Below are 14,051 nucleotides of genomic sequence, written 5' to 3'. Positions count from 1 at the left end.
CGCGCTGCCCCCAGCTTTACGCCGCAGCCCGTGCCCTGTTGGCCGCGCAGGTCACTGCCTTCAGCGATGCGTAGGTGATAGAGCTTGCGATGCCAACACCCCACACCTTGGTCCCGTCGACATCGGCCAGGATGTAGGCGGCTGCTTCCGCGTCGTCGCCGGATGTCCTAGAGTGCTGCGAGTAATCCTGCACTTCAACGTTAATTCCGACGTTTTCCAGCGCATTCGTGTACGCAGCCACGGGCCCGTTTCCGTGTCCGGTGATTGTTTGGTCCTCGCCGTCGATGATGAGGTGTGCGGACACTTCCGCGCCTTCGTCCTCGTTCTGGCCCCCGTCGACAGTGATACTGATGGCGTCGATGGGGTCATCCCGGTCCAGGTACTCGCCGGCAAAGATATCCCACATGTTCTTCGAGTTGACCTCGCCGCCCTCAGCGTCGGTGACGGCTTGGACCACGCCGGAGAATTCAACCTGCATTGCGCGCGGCATGTTGATCCCGTGGTCGGTCTTCATGATGTAGGACACCCCGCCCTTGCCGGACTGCGAGTTCACGCGAATGACGGCTTCGTAGGTGCGGCCGACGTCCTTCGGGTCGATGGGCAGATAGGGCACTTCCCACGGGACCCGGTGCACGATGCGCTGCCGGTCGCGTTCGGTGTCCGCAGTGTCCTCGGTGGCATTCGACTTTTCAGCCTTATCCACCATGGCGTCGAGGCCCTTATTAATGGCATCTTGGTGCGACCCGGAGAATGCGGTAAACACCAGGTCACCGCCGTACGGGTGGCGCTCGGGCACTCGCAGTTGGTTGCAGTATTCGACGGTGCGTCGGATCTTATCGATGTCGGAGAAATCGATCTGCGGATCCACGCCCTGTGTCAGCATGTTCAACCCCAGCGTGACCAGGCACACGTTGCCGGTGCGCTCACCGTTGCCGAACAGGCAACCCTCGATGCGGTCCGCTCCTGCCATGAATCCCAATTCAGCAGTAGCGACGCCGGTTCCGCGGTCATTGTGCGGGTGCAACGAGATGATGATGGAATCACGACGATTCAGGTTGCGGTCCATCCATTCGATCGAGTCCGCGTACACGTTGGGCGTCGTCATCTCCACCGTCGAGGGCAGATTAATGATGATGGGGTTCTCCGGGGTGGGATCCATGATCTCGACGACGGCGTCGCAGACTTCCTTGGCATAGGCCACCTCAGTGCCGGTGTAGGACTCGGGGGAATACTCCCAGCGCCAGTTGGTCCCCGGATAATCAGCGGCGATGGATTTAATTAATTCCGCGGCATCCGTCGCTAATTTTTTAATTCCTTCTTTGTCCTTACGAAAGACAACATCTCTTTGCAGAATAGAGGTGGAGTTATAGAAGTGGACGATGACGTTTTTTGCGCCTTCGCACGCTTCAAACGTGCGTCGGATCAGGTGTTCGCGTGCCTGGACCAAGACCTGGATGGTGACGTCGTCGGGGATCATGTCTTGTTCGATGATTTCACGAACAAAGTTAAAATCCGTTTGCGATGCTGAGGGGAACCCCACTTCAATTTCTTTGTACCCCATAGTGACCAGCAACTCGAACATCCGGCGTTTCCGCTCGGGGCTCATGGGGTCAATCAGGGCTTGGTTACCGTCCCGCAGATCGACGGCACACCAGACGGGTGCGTGATCAATGGTTTTATCCGGCCATGTCCGGTCGGGCAGTGTGATGTGCTCTACCTCGGTGAAGTAGGGCTGGTAGCGTCCGGCGGGCATCCGCGACGGGCGCTGTTTGTTCCACGACGGTTGATCGGCAGGAATGTCGCCGTCGGGCGTGGAAATATGTGCAGGGGCGGAAATGAATTCGTCAACGGGGGACATGCGGTTCCTCTTCGGTTTCCGGAATATGTGTCAAGTCCCGACCGGCACAGCGAACCCCGCGACGGGGAGCCGATCGGTTATACCCGGGCCCCGCCGCGGCACATAAGGAGGAGAGCCGCGCAGCTAGATGTTCCGCTCAAAGAACGCATATGAAAACCGTAGCATGGTCACTGCGCGTGTGAAGGATTATGGGAAATAGATCTCCGACTAATCGACGCCTTTACGCGAGAGCACCGTGGTGGACACGATCATGACAACCAGAGCGATGGCCATGGCTACCCACCCCATGCCGTGGACCTGGAAGTATTCGCCCAACACGATGTAACCCAAACTAAACGCGACGATTGGTTCCGTGATGGTCATCGCCGGCAGCGAATTCTTCAGCGCACCCGCATTGAAGGACGACTGCTGGACCGCCGTTCCAATGGTCGCTCCGATAATGAGTGCATAGGTTTGCCACGCCAGAAGCCCCCCGACGATCCCGTCTTGGACAAAAACGTCAATCGCAGCTTTGGAAAACACAGCGACGTAGCCGAACACGGCACCCGTGACCACACCGAGGAGCAACGCCTGCTCACGCCGAATCTGGCGGTACGCAAATCTGTCGATAGCGGTGAGCACCACTATCCCTGTGACGACGGCAAGGATCCACGTCATTAACGACGGGTGCGTATTCCCGGGGATCGGCCGGCCGAGAATCACCAGAACGGCCACCGCAGCCGTCAGCAAACCTGCCCATGTCATTTCCGATAACGACACCCGACGCCCGTCGTACCGCGCGGACAACGGGAGCGTAAACATGAGCGATAACACCAGAATCGGCTGCACGACCAACAGCGTTCCGAAGGCCAACGCGATGACTTGCAGGCCGTATCCACCCAGCGCGCAGAACGTTCCCGCCCACCACAGAGGTTTGGTGATCACGGTTAAAATGGGCGCGCCGCCGTCGTCGTCATTGGGTACTTCTTCTGCGATTCGGTGACGAACGACAGTGCCCCACGCGATTGTCAGCGCGGAGGCGAGGGCGAAAAGGATAGCAAGGGCGTTGTTATGCATCGCCCATAAATTTAGCTGCTCGGTAGTTGAGGTATCCTCAAGGCCACACGTGTCGTGTCGGTTGTTGATGGTTTCATGTTCATGATGGTTCCGTCACGAGGCCAGAACGGATGAGGAAAGGCAGAACCCGGTGGCTCTAATCGTCCAGAAGTACGGTGGCTCGTCCCTTGAGAATGCCGAGCGCATTCGTCGAGTGGCGGAACGCATCGTCGAAACAAAGAAAAAAGGACACGACGTTGTTGTTGTGTGCTCCGCAATGGGCGACACGACCGACGAGTTCCTTGATCTTGCAGCACAGGTTAATCCAGTGCCGCCCGCCCGCGAGATGGACATGCTGCTCACCGCGGGGGAGCGCATTTCCAACGCGCTGGTAGCCATGGCTATTGAGTCCCTGGGCGCGCATGCCCAGTCTTTTACGGGCTCGCAAGCGGGGGTATTGACGACGGAGCGCCACGGGAATGCCCGGATTGTGGATGTCACGCCGGGCCGTGTGCAGGAAGCGCTGGATGAGGGCAAGATCTGTTTGGTCGCCGGCTTCCAGGGGGTCAACCGTGAGACCAAAGATGTCACGACGCTGGGCCGCGGCGGTTCGGATACCACCGCCGTTGCTCTCGCTGCGGCCTTGAACGCGGATGAGTGTGAGATTTATTCCGACGTCGATGGGGTGTACACCGCGGATCCGCGAATTGTGCACAATGCGCGAAAGCTCGACACTATCAGTTTTGAAGAAATGCTGGAGCTTGCTGCCGTCGGCTCCAAGATCCTTGTTTTGCGCAGTGTGGAATATGCGCGCGCGTTCAATGTTCCCATGCGTGTTCGGTCATCGTATAGCACAGATCCAGGCACTTTAGTTACCGGCTCAATGGAGGATATTCCCGTGGAAGAAGCAGTACTTACCGGTGTGGCCACCGACAAATCAGAAGCGAAAATCACCGTTCTAGGTATTCCGGATACACCCGGGGAAGCGGCCCGTATTTTCCGCGCCGTCTCTGATGCAGAGATCAACATCGATATGGTGCTGCAGAATGTGTCGTCCCTTGCCGATAACAAGACTGACATCACATTTACTTGTCCGCGTGCCGACGCCTCACGCGCGGTGGAAATGCTGAAGAAGCTGTGTGAAGTGCCGCGGGATGAGAACCCGACGGTGCCTGTCTCCGATACTCCAGCCGACGCGGCGAAGGCCTCGATGCAGCCGGGGTCCGGGGCCTCCGAGTCCGCAGCGACGGCCCAGCCACGCGTTTTGTTTGACGATCACGTCGGCAAGGTGTCGTTGGTGGGTGCAGGAATGAAGTCGCATCCCGGTGTCACGGCTGATTTTTGTGAAGCGCTCCGTGACGCTGGTGTGAACATCGAGCTCATTTCCACGTCGGAAATCCGTATTTCTGTGCTGATTCGTGATTCGGATCTGGAGAAAGCGACCCGCGCCTTGCACGAGCGGTTTGCTCTGGGCGGTGACGAAGAAGCCGTTGTTTATGCTGGAACAGGGCGCTAAGCTGGAGTTTCACTGCTAGGTTTCACCTGGCCTAGCTTGTTTTGTTTGGCTGGTCCGTACTGTCTGGGAGGAATCACCTGATGACCACCATTGCCGTCGTTGGAGCTACTGGCCAAGTGGGGCGTGTGATGCGCTCCATTCTGGAGGAACGCAATTTCCCATGCGATAAGGTTCGTTTCTTCGCATCGTCCAGAAGCGCGGGGACAACATTGCCTTTCCGCGGCGACGACGTCGTGGTTGAGGATGTTGCAGCAACCTCCGATGAGGATCTCAAGGGCATCGACATCGCCATTTTCTCCGCCGGTGGTGCGGTGTCGAAAGAGCAGGCACCACGGTTTGCGGCCGCAGGCGCAACCGTCGTCGATAATTCGAGTGCTTGGCGCAAGGACCCTGAGGTTCCACTGATCGTGTCTGAGGTTAACCCCGGCGACAAGGACAAAGCCGTCAAGGGGATTATCGCTAACCCGAACTGCACCACGATGGCAGCAATGCCCGTCCTCAAAATCCTCCACGACGAGGCGGACCTGAAAGTCCTGCACGTAGCCTCCTACCAGGCGGTGTCGGGTTCCGGTTTGGCCGGCGTGAAGGCCTTGAAAGAGCAGACAGATGCCGTGGAGAAGCGTGACGACGTCGACCTAGCGCATGATGGTTCCGGTGTCCAGCGTGTCATTGATGAAGAGAAGCTTGGCTACGGCCCCTATGTAGCGCCGATCGCTTTTAATGCGTTGCCTTTTGCCGGGAATTACGTTGATGACGGTTCCGATGAGACCGATGAAGAACAGAAGCTGCGTAATGAATCCCGGAAGATTCTGAATATCCCTGATTTGAAAGTTGCCGGCACGTGTGTGCGTATCCCAGTGTTCACTGGCCACACCATGGTGGTGCACGCCGAGTTCGCCCGGTCGATCACGCCGGAGCGAGCTCGCGAACTGCTGGATAAAGCCCCCGGTGTTGAGGTTGTGGATGTGCCGACGCCTCTGGAATCGGCCGGTATCGACGATTGCCTCGTGGGCCGCATCCGCCAAGATCAAACTATCGACGATGATCGTGGATTGGTTCTTGTTGTGGCTGGCGACAACCTGCGTAAGGGCGCGGCGTTGAACACTATTCAGATCGCTGAATTGCTGGTGTAGAGAGCTGGGGGAGCAAGGTTCGGGGGAGCTGGGGGCTCCCCTTTTCACAAATACTGCTAGCGGACCGGGTAGCGCTAGGGCTTACCCGTGTGCCCGTTCCTGCACAGCGCTGAGGTGACGGTGTTTTTTCGCTGCGTGGTTTGATGTTGCGTCGATGAGGTCAGCACGTGCCCGGGCGACCCGTGACCGTATCGTTCCCACGCGAACTCCAACGATTGTCGCTGCTTCGTCGTAGGTATATCCCAAGACCTGAGTCAGGATGAGCGCTTCTCGACGGTCCGGATCCAAATTCTCCATCAGGAGCTGCACGTCGACCCAGTCCGACCAGGAACTGCTGGCGGCAGTATTCGTCGCCGTGTGCTGATCAGCCACAGTTTCCCATTCTGTACCGGTGGAGCGAGGCCGAGCCATATCATGCCGAACGCTATCGACCCACACCCGTCGCGCAACAGAGAGCAGCCACGTGCGCGCACTCGATCGGCCCGCAAACGTCGGCAATGCAGAGATGATGCGCAGGTAGGTCTCTTGAGTGAGGTCGTCGGCGCGGTCAGTGTCGGCAAGGTGAGCAAGGAGACGCCAGACGTCTTTTTGGGTGCGTCGGATGAACTCGGTGAGTGCGGCTCTATCCCCCTGGCCAGCACGGAGAGCTAATGCTGTGACGCGTGTGTCGTCCTCGTCTTGTCTTGTCACGGTATTCACCTTACCAATTTGATGGAGAAATTCACCTCTACCAGGGGTCGGCAGGAAGGCTATGGGCCCAGCCCTCTATTAATCTTAAAAACCTCTAGACGGAAAGAACTTTAATAGGGTAGAGTTAAAACATACGCACCACTGGTGGGCTCTATACCCCTGAATGACGACGAAATGAGCTCACCACACGAGAAGGAGGATCCATGTCGAACGATAGTTCGCACGATCAGCGTTTTACCTCAGACGATGTTGCACGACGCGGAATGTGCCCCGTCACAGGCCATGGTGCCCCGCAAGCCGATGGTCGGAGCATCTCAACCCGGGTCAACGGCGCTCCGAACGCATCTGAGGAACATAGCGTGACCGTCGGCCGTGAAGGCCCCATCGCCTTGCACGATGTGTCGCTGGTGGAAAAGTTGGCGCACTTCAACCGTGAGCGGATCCCAGAGCGTGTCGTCCACGCGAAAGGGTCAGGCGCATTCGGTGAGCTCACTATCACGGAAGACGTATCTCAGTACACGAAGGCGGACCTGTTCCAGCCGGGGCGCGTCACCCCGATGCTCGCTCGCTTTTCGACCGTCGCTGGAGAGAAAGGTAGCCCGGACGCCTGGCGCGATGTTCGTGGCTTCGCCTTGAAGTTCTACACCAATGAGGGCAATTACGACCTCGTTGGCAATAACACCCCGGTCTTCTTCTTCCGCGATGGCATCAAATTTCCGGACTTCATTCGCTCCCAGAAGCGGTTAGCGGGACGCGGCACGATTGATGCCGACATGCGGTGGGATTTTTGGACCCGCAGCCCAGAGAGCGCACACCAGGTGACCTATTTGATGGGCGACCGGGGAATTCCAAAGACCTTCCGCAATATGGATGGTTTCGGCTCCCACACGTATCAGTGGATCAACGCCAAAGGGGAGCGGTTCTGGATCAAGTACCACTTCAAGACGCGCCAGGGGTGGGATTTCCTGACCGACGAGGAAGCTGCGAAGCTGGTCGGCGAAGATGCTGATAGCCATCGTGAGGATCTGTATGCCGCGATTGAGCGCGGTGACTACCCGACGTGGGACGTCAAGGTGCAGATCATGCCCTTGGAGGAAGCCGCTGGCTACAAAGTCAACCCGTTCGATTTGACGAAGACGTGGAGCCAGAAAGATTATCCGCTGATTCCGGTGGGGCACTTCACGCTGAACCGCAACCCGGAGAACTTCTTTGCGCAGATTGAGTCTGCGGCATTTGAACCGTCGAACCTGGTCCCAGGGATCGGGCTGTCACCGGACAAGATGCTGCTCTCCCGGGCCTTCGCTTACGCCGATGCGAAGCGTTACCGCCTCGGTGTTAATGCTGACCAAATCCCGGTTAACAAGCCAGTGTGCCCGGTGAATAGCTACGCCAAGGACGGCGCCGCCGTGTACGATTTCCCGCCGGCTTCTGAGCCGACGTATTCCCCGAACCGCTTTGAGCGTGGCGGCGGGTACATGGACGTCGACGGTACCGACGCTGAGGGCACCGGTACTGTACAACGCGACATTGCGCCCGGCGAGTCCAAATACGGTTTTGGCCGCGGTCAAGAGTCTGGCTTAGGTGCCGCTGAAGAACTGGGCCTCTGGGACGACAACTATGGCGGCGATTTAACTCGCGGTGCCTATGTTCGTCACCCGGAGGACGACGATTTCTCTCAGGCCGGCGACTTAGTTCGCAACGTCATGGACGATGCCGCTCGCGACCGATTGGCCACCAACATTGTTGATGCAATGGCCGGTGTGTCAGACCAGGTTGCTCAGCAGGCCTTCAATTACTGGACCCACGTTGACGAGTGGTTGGGCGCAGAAGTCGAAAAGCGTTTTACCGCGTCGAAGCAATGATGTCGGAATAGGGACATCGATGTAGACATAACTCACAGTATCCCTGCCGCAATAACCCCGGTCCGTTTTCACATGGGTGAAGGGATCGGGGTTTCCGCGTACCGTGGGAGGTGTTTCGTACTCACGATGAAGTTAGGAGTTTTTATGTCTGATGCTTTGTACACCGCACGCGTGACCTCTACAGGTGGCGGCCGTGATGGTCATGTAGCTAGCGACGATGGTCATATTGATCTGGATGTTCGCCCGCCGAAGGCGATGGGCGGATCTGGTGAAGGAACGAACCCCGAGCAGTTGGTTGCTGCCGGATGGGCCGCGTGCTTCAATAGCGCACTTCAGTTGATCGCTAAGCAGGGCGGCGCTGATCTGGACAAAGCCCCAGAGGTCACCGTCGAGTGCTCGTTGGTGAAAGATGAGAACGACGGCGGTTTCAGGATTAAGGCTGCTTTAGATGTCACCATCTTCGGTGTTTCTGAGGATCAAGCGAAAGATTTCGCGGAGAAGGCCGACGCGATGTGCCCGTATTCCAAGGCGTTCCGTGGCGATAGTGAGACAAGTGTTACTGCGCACGCGAAGTAACACTGAAAGCAGCAGCTGAGTAACAGAAAGCCACCACAAGTGTGGCAATGCCACAGCGCCTCAATGGAGATCGGGATTCTGTCCTGATCATTCCGACCATTGAGGCGCTTAGTACTTTGTTAGCGCTTTTAGTGCTATATGCGGGTTTTACGACAGAAAATGTGTCCGTATGCCGGAAAACTGCTGGGGTATATCAGGGTCGGTTGTGAAAACTGCGGGGGAATATGCCAGAAAAATGGCCGAAAATCGACCATATACCCCCGCACTTTTATTTTGGGACGCATATTCCCACGCACTTTTGGGCTCTAGGATTCTGTCCGCACCGCCTTCTGTCGTATTACCCCTATGTGCACGCAAAACCCCTCACGGTGGAGCCACATTCGCGGAGAAATGATTGACCACCGTGAGGGGTGAGTGGTGAGCGCTGGAAAGGATAAAAGCAACGCTCACACGATTACTTATTAAGCGTATTACTTGATAAGCGCGCCAACGAGCTTGATGATGTTGGAGGCGAGTCCGGAGAGGTCTCCGACCCAGCCTGCAATGGTGTTGGCGTCGATCTGTCCGGCAAGATCTCCGGCCTTGGAACCGGAGTTAACAGTGTCGTCCATGGTGGACGCTGCTGCGTCGGCTGCCTGGGAGTAATCGAAATTCATGGGATCCCTTTCGTACGGGTAGCTGGAAGAACGTCGTGTTTTTAGACGAACTTACCGATCGTGTCCAGGATGAACTCGACGATGTTCACAGCGTAGCGGGCTGCATCTTCGTCAAAGTAACCGGGAAAAGGCTGCTGACCAGTAGGCATGAGTGACCTTTCGTCGTAAAACCCCCATCCCCATGGAGGGGATCAGAGGAAACTAGTTGTAGGAAAGAGTGGAGTTAGCGTCGTTGAAGTCGCTGTGTGCCGCAAGAGGAGCCACACGCTCACACATCAACGCGCACTTGCTATCGGTCTTCTGAGGACGTCCGTCCTGGCGCACATCGTTGGCGTTGTAGACGTTGACCGTCCCGATAACCTTCTCGCCGGGCTGGATGCTGTTAGGCGACTTGATACCGAGGTCGATGTTGATCTTGCCGTCCTGGGTAGCACGGTAGGTCTGCCAGGTGTAGACCACGATGTTGCTGGTCTCGGTGGACTTCACCAGTCCTGCACGGACGGTGTAGTACTGTCCGGCGGTGAAGCCGGTGCCGTCGGCCTTGACCTTGACGGTAGCGCCGCTCTTTGCCTTGACAGTGTGGCTTCCGTCGGCCTCGTTGGTGAAGGAAACGTTGTTCAAGGAGCCTTCGGCGTGGTCAGGGTTGACCGGGGACTCGATAACGTTTGAAGGATCCCACCAGCGTGAGGGCCAGTCGGCGCTTGATGCCATTGCTGGCGTGGCGGACCCGGCAACGACGGCGGTAGCTGCCAAGGTTCCAGCTGCGATACGGGAAATCTTTGACGTGAAGAAGTTCATTCTTAGAGCCTTCCGAGTGCGAAGCCGATCATCGAGTTAGCAGCTTCGATGAGGTATGGTCCAATTTCCGTGATCCAGTGAAATGCTGGGTATGGATCGTTCGGCGGATCGAGTGGCTGATATGCGTTCGGGTTGGTATCTGCACCCATGTCTTTCCTCCAGGTGTGATGAGTTTTGTCGACGACGGATGGAGCAACCACAACGTAGGGGGAAACTTATCGACGTCGAAAACGTGTCGTGCTGTATTAGGCGTTGGCAGGGGCCGTCACTGTTTTGACTGGCTATCTGCCTGCTCGTACAAGCGCGCAAAAGACCCCATGGGGGTCTTTCACGGCACGTAAATCTTTTAGCCAGCGAGGCCCTTGACCAGGCCCATGATTGCGGAAGCCAGGGTGGTGGCTGAGCCGATGAGGCTGGTCAGGGTGTTGATGTTGAAGCCGTCGAAGAAGCTGCTGGCGTGCTCGCTAGCAGACGAAGCGGCGTCGGAAGCAGACGAAGCATGCTCGCTAGCCGTCGATGCAGCGGAGGAAGCAGCGTCAGAAGCGGAAGATGCGGAATCGGAAGCGGCCTGCGCTGCCTCTGCGGCGTAGGAAAAAGCGGACATAACAATCCTTCCAGGGATGTAGACAAAGTGTTGTCGCTAGCTGATGAGGACTGTGGAACCGTCTTCCCGCTGGCGGGAGAGGATCGGTCAGTCTCATCAGGCTTACCGTTCCATAACTTACGAGGGTGACAAGTTAAAAGAAAGGAGAACTGGGATTATTTCACCTTCTGTTAACCGAATCTCGCGGATTTGAGCCGTCCAAGTTAGCGACTGCATGGCTGCAGATGTTAAGTATTTTTGGGCAAAAATCCATTTAAGCTGGGATCGAACCGAGTTTTATGTTGAAGACAGTGAGTGGGTAGCTAGCTAAATCTGTTGATTCTTTCACACTGTTACATTTGCCCCTATATTGGGGGTGTTTAATAGGTGCGCATCCGGCGACTGACCGAAAGTGCTGACATAAAATGTCCCTGTGCGGGACGTTCTTGCAGGGGCTTTGCAGGGTTTTCGCACGGAAAACTCCGCACGCTAGAACGCATGGAGGGCTCTACGCAATAGACCGAAGGGTATTGATGAGCTGATCGGTCTCCTCGGCATTCGTGACGGTGATCCGCACTCCGTCACCACTGAAGCACCGGACAAGGATATGTTCCTTCGCCAACGCCTCCGTGAATTCGTCGGATTGGTCCCCAAGGGTTAACCAGACGAAGTTCGCTTGGGACTCTGGAACGTCAGCCTCGGTCAGATTCCACCGCGAGGAGTGGACGAATTCCTTAATTAGGAAGTCGCGCAGGCGATGGCGCTGCGGAATCGTCCTCGAGACTCGCTCAGCTTTACTCTCAGGGCTGTTGAGGCACGCGATTGCAGCGTCGTGGGCGAGCGTGCTCACCGAGAATGGGACCTGGGTGCGGTTGAGTGCGCTAGTGATCTCTGGAGACCCAATCATGTAACCAACACGTACGCCGGCCAGTCCATAACACTTAGAGAACGTCCGAGCGAAGCAAACGTTGGGGTGCCGCCGTACAAGGCCCAGTGAATCCGGCGTGAGGTCGTCGTCGGTGTAATCCAGGTATGCCTCGTCGATACACACAGTGATGCGATCGGGTACGCGGGCGAAGAAGGCTTCTAGTTCGTCCTCTGTAACAAGTGTCCCCGTCGGGTTATTGGGGTTACATAAGATAATGAGCGACGTTTTGTCGGTGATGGCATCGGCCATGGCGTCGAGGTCGTGGCGATGGTGGCCATCGAGTGGGACCGCGACAGGGGTGGCTCCGGCGATTCTGCTGAGGATGGGGTATGCCTCGAACGATCTCCACGCGAATAGTGTTTCGTCTCCGTCCTTACAGGTGGCCAGAATTAGCTGCTGGAGAAGCGAGGAGGATCCACATCCGATAGCCACTTCATTAATGGTGACCCCGTGGAGATCGGCGATCGCGTGATGTAAAGGCGAAGTCGCCATGTGAGGGTAGCGGTTGAGGGTGTGGGCTGCGGATGTAATCGCTTCAATCGCGGCGGGGAGCGGTGGCTCAGAGGTTTCGTTACTGGCTAGGACCAGGGCATCGTCGGCTTTTTTACCGGGCGTATATGTGGGAAGTTGGTCTAAGTCGGGGCGGATCATTCTTGTAATGGTAAGCGGGGAATTATGCGGCGCAAAAGTGGCACAAAAGTATGGTGGCGGTCGCTGGAGAAATGTCGGGGGTTGTGATGGTTCTTGTTAGTGCCGTCGAGTAGGTGCTCGCGTGTTGACGTCGTAGGTAGTGGTGTTTGTCTTCTCTACTTGGTCCCGTGTAGTATCGCCTACGGAATTCGCGACAGCCGTGTCGTTTCTTCATCAGTGGAAACTGTTCAAGATCGACATCGTTTGCCGTGATTTTCGCTGGAGGTGTGCCAGAGCGGCCGAATGGGGCTCCCTGCTAAGGAGTTGACTCGCAAGGGTCCGAAGGTTCAAATCCTTTCACCTCCGCCATTGATATCAGCGCCTACTTCACTTTTGTGGAGTAGGCGCTTTCCCGATTGTGTACCACTGGGTATAAAGCAACGGTTTAACTGCGATTTCTTCGGGCCTGTGCGCTCTATTTTTCCTGATAAATAAATGAATTTGGGGGTCTGGCTGCTGCTGTGTAATATATCTCCCTGTTGCGCCCGTAGCTCAACGGATAGAGCATCTGACTACGGATCAGAAGGTTGGGGGTTCGAATCCCTTCGGGCGCACAGCGGACCCTCGCCGGTGTACACCGGCGAGGGTTTTTAGCTGTAGCAGACAGCTTTTAACGGCCCTATTTAGACTCAGGACGGGCGCTGTGAACTCGGGGCCTGCGATTCGTTCGGGGCCGCAATTGCCGCACAAGTAAACGGCGATGTAAAAAGGCAAGCTTCGTTTGATGTGAAGTCCGACCAAAGGGGGCTACATAAAGAATCGTGCTCTCTCAGTGACAATGTCAGTATTTACTGTATAAAAGATACAAGCCTGAATTATGTCTCGTAGATATAAGACATAATTCAGGCTTAAGTCATTTCAATAAGTGAAAACCAATGCCCACGCATCTCGTACTAAAAACAAATGACCGTCCCCGGCGTGAACTGCTCTTCTTGGTAGGTGGTTTTCACTCTACTAAGTAAGGACCAGCTTTGAGCGGGGAGCGATATCACCAGTTATATGACGTAGTGAGTGGTCTATTTGTTCATCGCTTATAGAGGGAAGAGATCTGTTAGCTGGCTCCACCGGTGTCCCCACCGATACTCGGTGCGATATTGCCGCTCAGAGGTAGGTTGATATCACCTGTATCCCCAGAGAGTGGCAGGTTGTTGTTAGACAGGGGCATGTCACCGGAGAGGTCGCCGGACAGCGGCGTATTGATGTCACCAACGTTTCCTGACAATGGCATGTTGATGTCGCCGGTATCTCCAGATAGTGGCATATTAATGTCACCCGTCGTTACTTGGAAATGAGGTGCAAAATCACCAACCTGCTCGGGGAAATTGACATTAAACGTGGGAGGTTCTGGGGCAGAAGCAGGTGCAGGTGCGGGTAGACCCACGTTGTTGACCTCCACGAGGAGATCCTTGATCGGTCCTTGCGTGATTTCGTTGATTTGGAGAAGGAAGTCCATCGTGTGTCCTTTCGGGAGAGCTCTAGGTACAAGCTCAGAGTGGAGGTTGTTCATCGGTCTGGGGCGTACCCCTTTTCATGAACGATCTCCGTGGTTCAGGGGATAATTTGCAGGCTAAGTCATCTCCGAGTGTGCTGCAACTAGATCTGGAAAATAAGCAGATGGTAAATCGATCATTTCGCGGCGTTGCGGATTGATTTTTCTGAAAAAACTAGTACCGCACCTATGGAAATGCGGTAACCTGCACTTTTCTACCTTCGCTACCGTAGGTTA

General features: G+C 56.2%; 13 protein-coding genes and 2 tRNA genes. 6 read left to right on the top strand and 9 right to left on the bottom strand.

Annotated elements, in window-relative coordinates; genetic code table 11:
* Nucleotides 1–16 precede the first annotated feature (16 nt).
* The gene (gene leuA / locus JMN36_RS08430; protein ID WP_204087879.1) at nucleotides 17–1,858 is read right to left on the bottom strand and encodes a 2-isopropylmalate synthase; all 1,842 of its coding nucleotides are present in this window, start codon (nucleotides 1,856–1,858) and stop codon (nucleotides 17–19) included.
* A 207-nt stretch (nucleotides 1,859–2,065) separates the two neighbouring features.
* Nucleotides 2,066–2,914, bottom strand: a complete 849-nt coding sequence (locus tag JMN36_RS08425; RefSeq protein ID WP_204087880.1) for a DMT family transporter — start codon at nucleotides 2,912–2,914, stop codon at nucleotides 2,066–2,068.
* Between the two features lie 130 nt (nucleotides 2,915–3,044).
* Here JMN36_RS08425 and JMN36_RS08420 point away from each other — a divergent pair, with 130 nt between their 5' ends.
* A complete protein-coding gene (locus JMN36_RS08420) occupies nucleotides 3,045–4,409 on the top strand; it encodes an aspartate kinase (protein WP_204087881.1) in 1,365 nt (454 codons plus the stop codon).
* Between the two features lie 80 nt (nucleotides 4,410–4,489).
* Nucleotides 4,490–5,542 (top strand): aspartate-semialdehyde dehydrogenase, encoded by a 1,053-nt coding sequence (locus JMN36_RS08415; protein ID WP_012730863.1) that lies wholly within the window; start codon nucleotides 4,490–4,492, stop codon nucleotides 5,540–5,542.
* 81 nt (nucleotides 5,543–5,623) lie between these two features.
* On the opposite strand, the gene JMN36_RS08410 is transcribed toward JMN36_RS08415, so the two are convergent.
* A complete protein-coding gene (locus JMN36_RS08410; RefSeq protein WP_412728562.1) occupies nucleotides 5,624–6,241 on the bottom strand; it encodes an RNA polymerase sigma factor in 618 nt (205 codons plus the stop codon).
* A 194-nt stretch (nucleotides 6,242–6,435) separates the two neighbouring features.
* On the opposite strand from JMN36_RS08410, the gene JMN36_RS08405 reads away from it, so the two are divergent.
* Both JMN36_RS08405 and JMN36_RS08400 read left to right on the top strand, forming a co-directional pair.
* A complete protein-coding gene (locus tag JMN36_RS08405) occupies nucleotides 6,436–8,094 on the top strand; it encodes a catalase (RefSeq protein ID WP_204087883.1) in 1,659 nt (552 codons plus the stop codon).
* Between the two features lie 144 nt (nucleotides 8,095–8,238).
* Nucleotides 8,239–8,670 (top strand): organic hydroperoxide resistance protein, encoded by a 432-nt coding sequence (locus tag JMN36_RS08400; protein WP_204087884.1) that lies wholly within the window; start codon nucleotides 8,239–8,241, stop codon nucleotides 8,668–8,670.
* A gap of 470 nt (nucleotides 8,671–9,140) precedes the next feature.
* Here the strand turns inward: JMN36_RS08400 and JMN36_RS08395 are convergent, their stop codons facing one another.
* From JMN36_RS08395 to JMN36_RS08375, 5 genes are all read right to left on the bottom strand, one after another.
* Nucleotides 9,141–9,326 (bottom strand): hypothetical protein, encoded by a 186-nt coding sequence (locus JMN36_RS08395; RefSeq protein WP_204087885.1) that lies wholly within the window; start codon nucleotides 9,324–9,326, stop codon nucleotides 9,141–9,143.
* A 201-nt stretch (nucleotides 9,327–9,527) separates the two neighbouring features.
* Nucleotides 9,528–10,124 (bottom strand): hypothetical protein, encoded by a 597-nt coding sequence (locus tag JMN36_RS08390; RefSeq protein WP_204087886.1) that lies wholly within the window; start codon nucleotides 10,122–10,124, stop codon nucleotides 9,528–9,530.
* Nucleotides 10,125–10,126: 2 nt separating this feature from the next.
* Nucleotides 10,127–10,324, bottom strand: a complete 198-nt coding sequence (locus JMN36_RS08385; protein WP_204087887.1) for a hypothetical protein — start codon at nucleotides 10,322–10,324, stop codon at nucleotides 10,127–10,129.
* A 146-nt stretch (nucleotides 10,325–10,470) separates the two neighbouring features.
* A complete protein-coding gene (locus tag JMN36_RS08380; RefSeq protein WP_012730871.1) occupies nucleotides 10,471–10,728 on the bottom strand; it encodes a hypothetical protein in 258 nt (85 codons plus the stop codon).
* A gap of 487 nt (nucleotides 10,729–11,215) precedes the next feature.
* Entirely contained in the window at nucleotides 11,216–12,286 is a 1,071-nt protein-coding gene (locus JMN36_RS08375) for a histidinol-phosphate transaminase (RefSeq protein ID WP_204087888.1), read from the bottom strand.
* A gap of 260 nt (nucleotides 12,287–12,546) precedes the next feature.
* On the opposite strand from JMN36_RS08375, the gene JMN36_RS08370 reads away from it, so the two are divergent.
* Nucleotides 12,547–12,634 (top strand) — tRNA-Ser (locus JMN36_RS08370).
* Nucleotides 12,635–12,806: 172 nt separating this feature from the next.
* Nucleotides 12,807–12,879 (top strand) — tRNA-Arg (locus JMN36_RS08365).
* Nucleotides 12,880–13,376: 497 nt separating this feature from the next.
* Here the strand turns inward: JMN36_RS08365 and JMN36_RS08360 are convergent.
* A complete protein-coding gene (locus JMN36_RS08360; RefSeq protein WP_204087889.1) occupies nucleotides 13,377–13,778 on the bottom strand; it encodes a hypothetical protein in 402 nt (133 codons plus the stop codon).
* Between the last annotated feature and the right edge of the window lie 273 nt (nucleotides 13,779–14,051).

The sequence above is a fragment of the Corynebacterium pseudokroppenstedtii genome, from assembly GCF_019754945.1.
GTDB classification, from domain to species: domain Bacteria; phylum Actinomycetota; class Actinomycetes; order Mycobacteriales; family Mycobacteriaceae; genus Corynebacterium; species Corynebacterium pseudokroppenstedtii.
This window is presented reverse-complemented; position numbering and strand designations above follow the sequence as displayed.

Coding starts and splice junctions, on each gene's coding strand:
- leuA (WP_204087879.1), bottom strand. CDS start 1,858: ATGTCCCCCGTTGACGAATTCATTTCCGCCCCTGCACATATTTCCACG.
- JMN36_RS08425 (WP_204087880.1), bottom strand. CDS start 2,914: ATGCATAACAACGCCCTTGCTATCCTTTTCGCCCTCGCCTCCGCGCTG.
- JMN36_RS08415 (WP_012730863.1), top strand. CDS start 4,490: ATGACCACCATTGCCGTCGTTGGAGCTACTGGCCAAGTGGGGCGTGTG.
- JMN36_RS08405 (WP_204087883.1), top strand. CDS start 6,436: ATGTCGAACGATAGTTCGCACGATCAGCGTTTTACCTCAGACGATGTT.
- JMN36_RS08400 (WP_204087884.1), top strand. CDS start 8,239: ATGTCTGATGCTTTGTACACCGCACGCGTGACCTCTACAGGTGGCGGC.
- JMN36_RS08395 (WP_204087885.1), bottom strand. CDS start 9,326: ATGAATTTCGATTACTCCCAGGCAGCCGACGCAGCAGCGTCCACCATG.
- JMN36_RS08390 (WP_204087886.1), bottom strand. CDS start 10,124: ATGAACTTCTTCACGTCAAAGATTTCCCGTATCGCAGCTGGAACCTTG.
- JMN36_RS08380 (WP_012730871.1), bottom strand. CDS start 10,728: ATGTCCGCTTTTTCCTACGCCGCAGAGGCAGCGCAGGCCGCTTCCGAT.
- JMN36_RS08375 (WP_204087888.1), bottom strand. CDS start 12,286: ATGATCCGCCCCGACTTAGACCAACTTCCCACATATACGCCCGGTAAA.
- JMN36_RS08360 (WP_204087889.1), bottom strand. CDS start 13,778: ATGGACTTCCTTCTCCAAATCAACGAAATCACGCAAGGACCGATCAAG.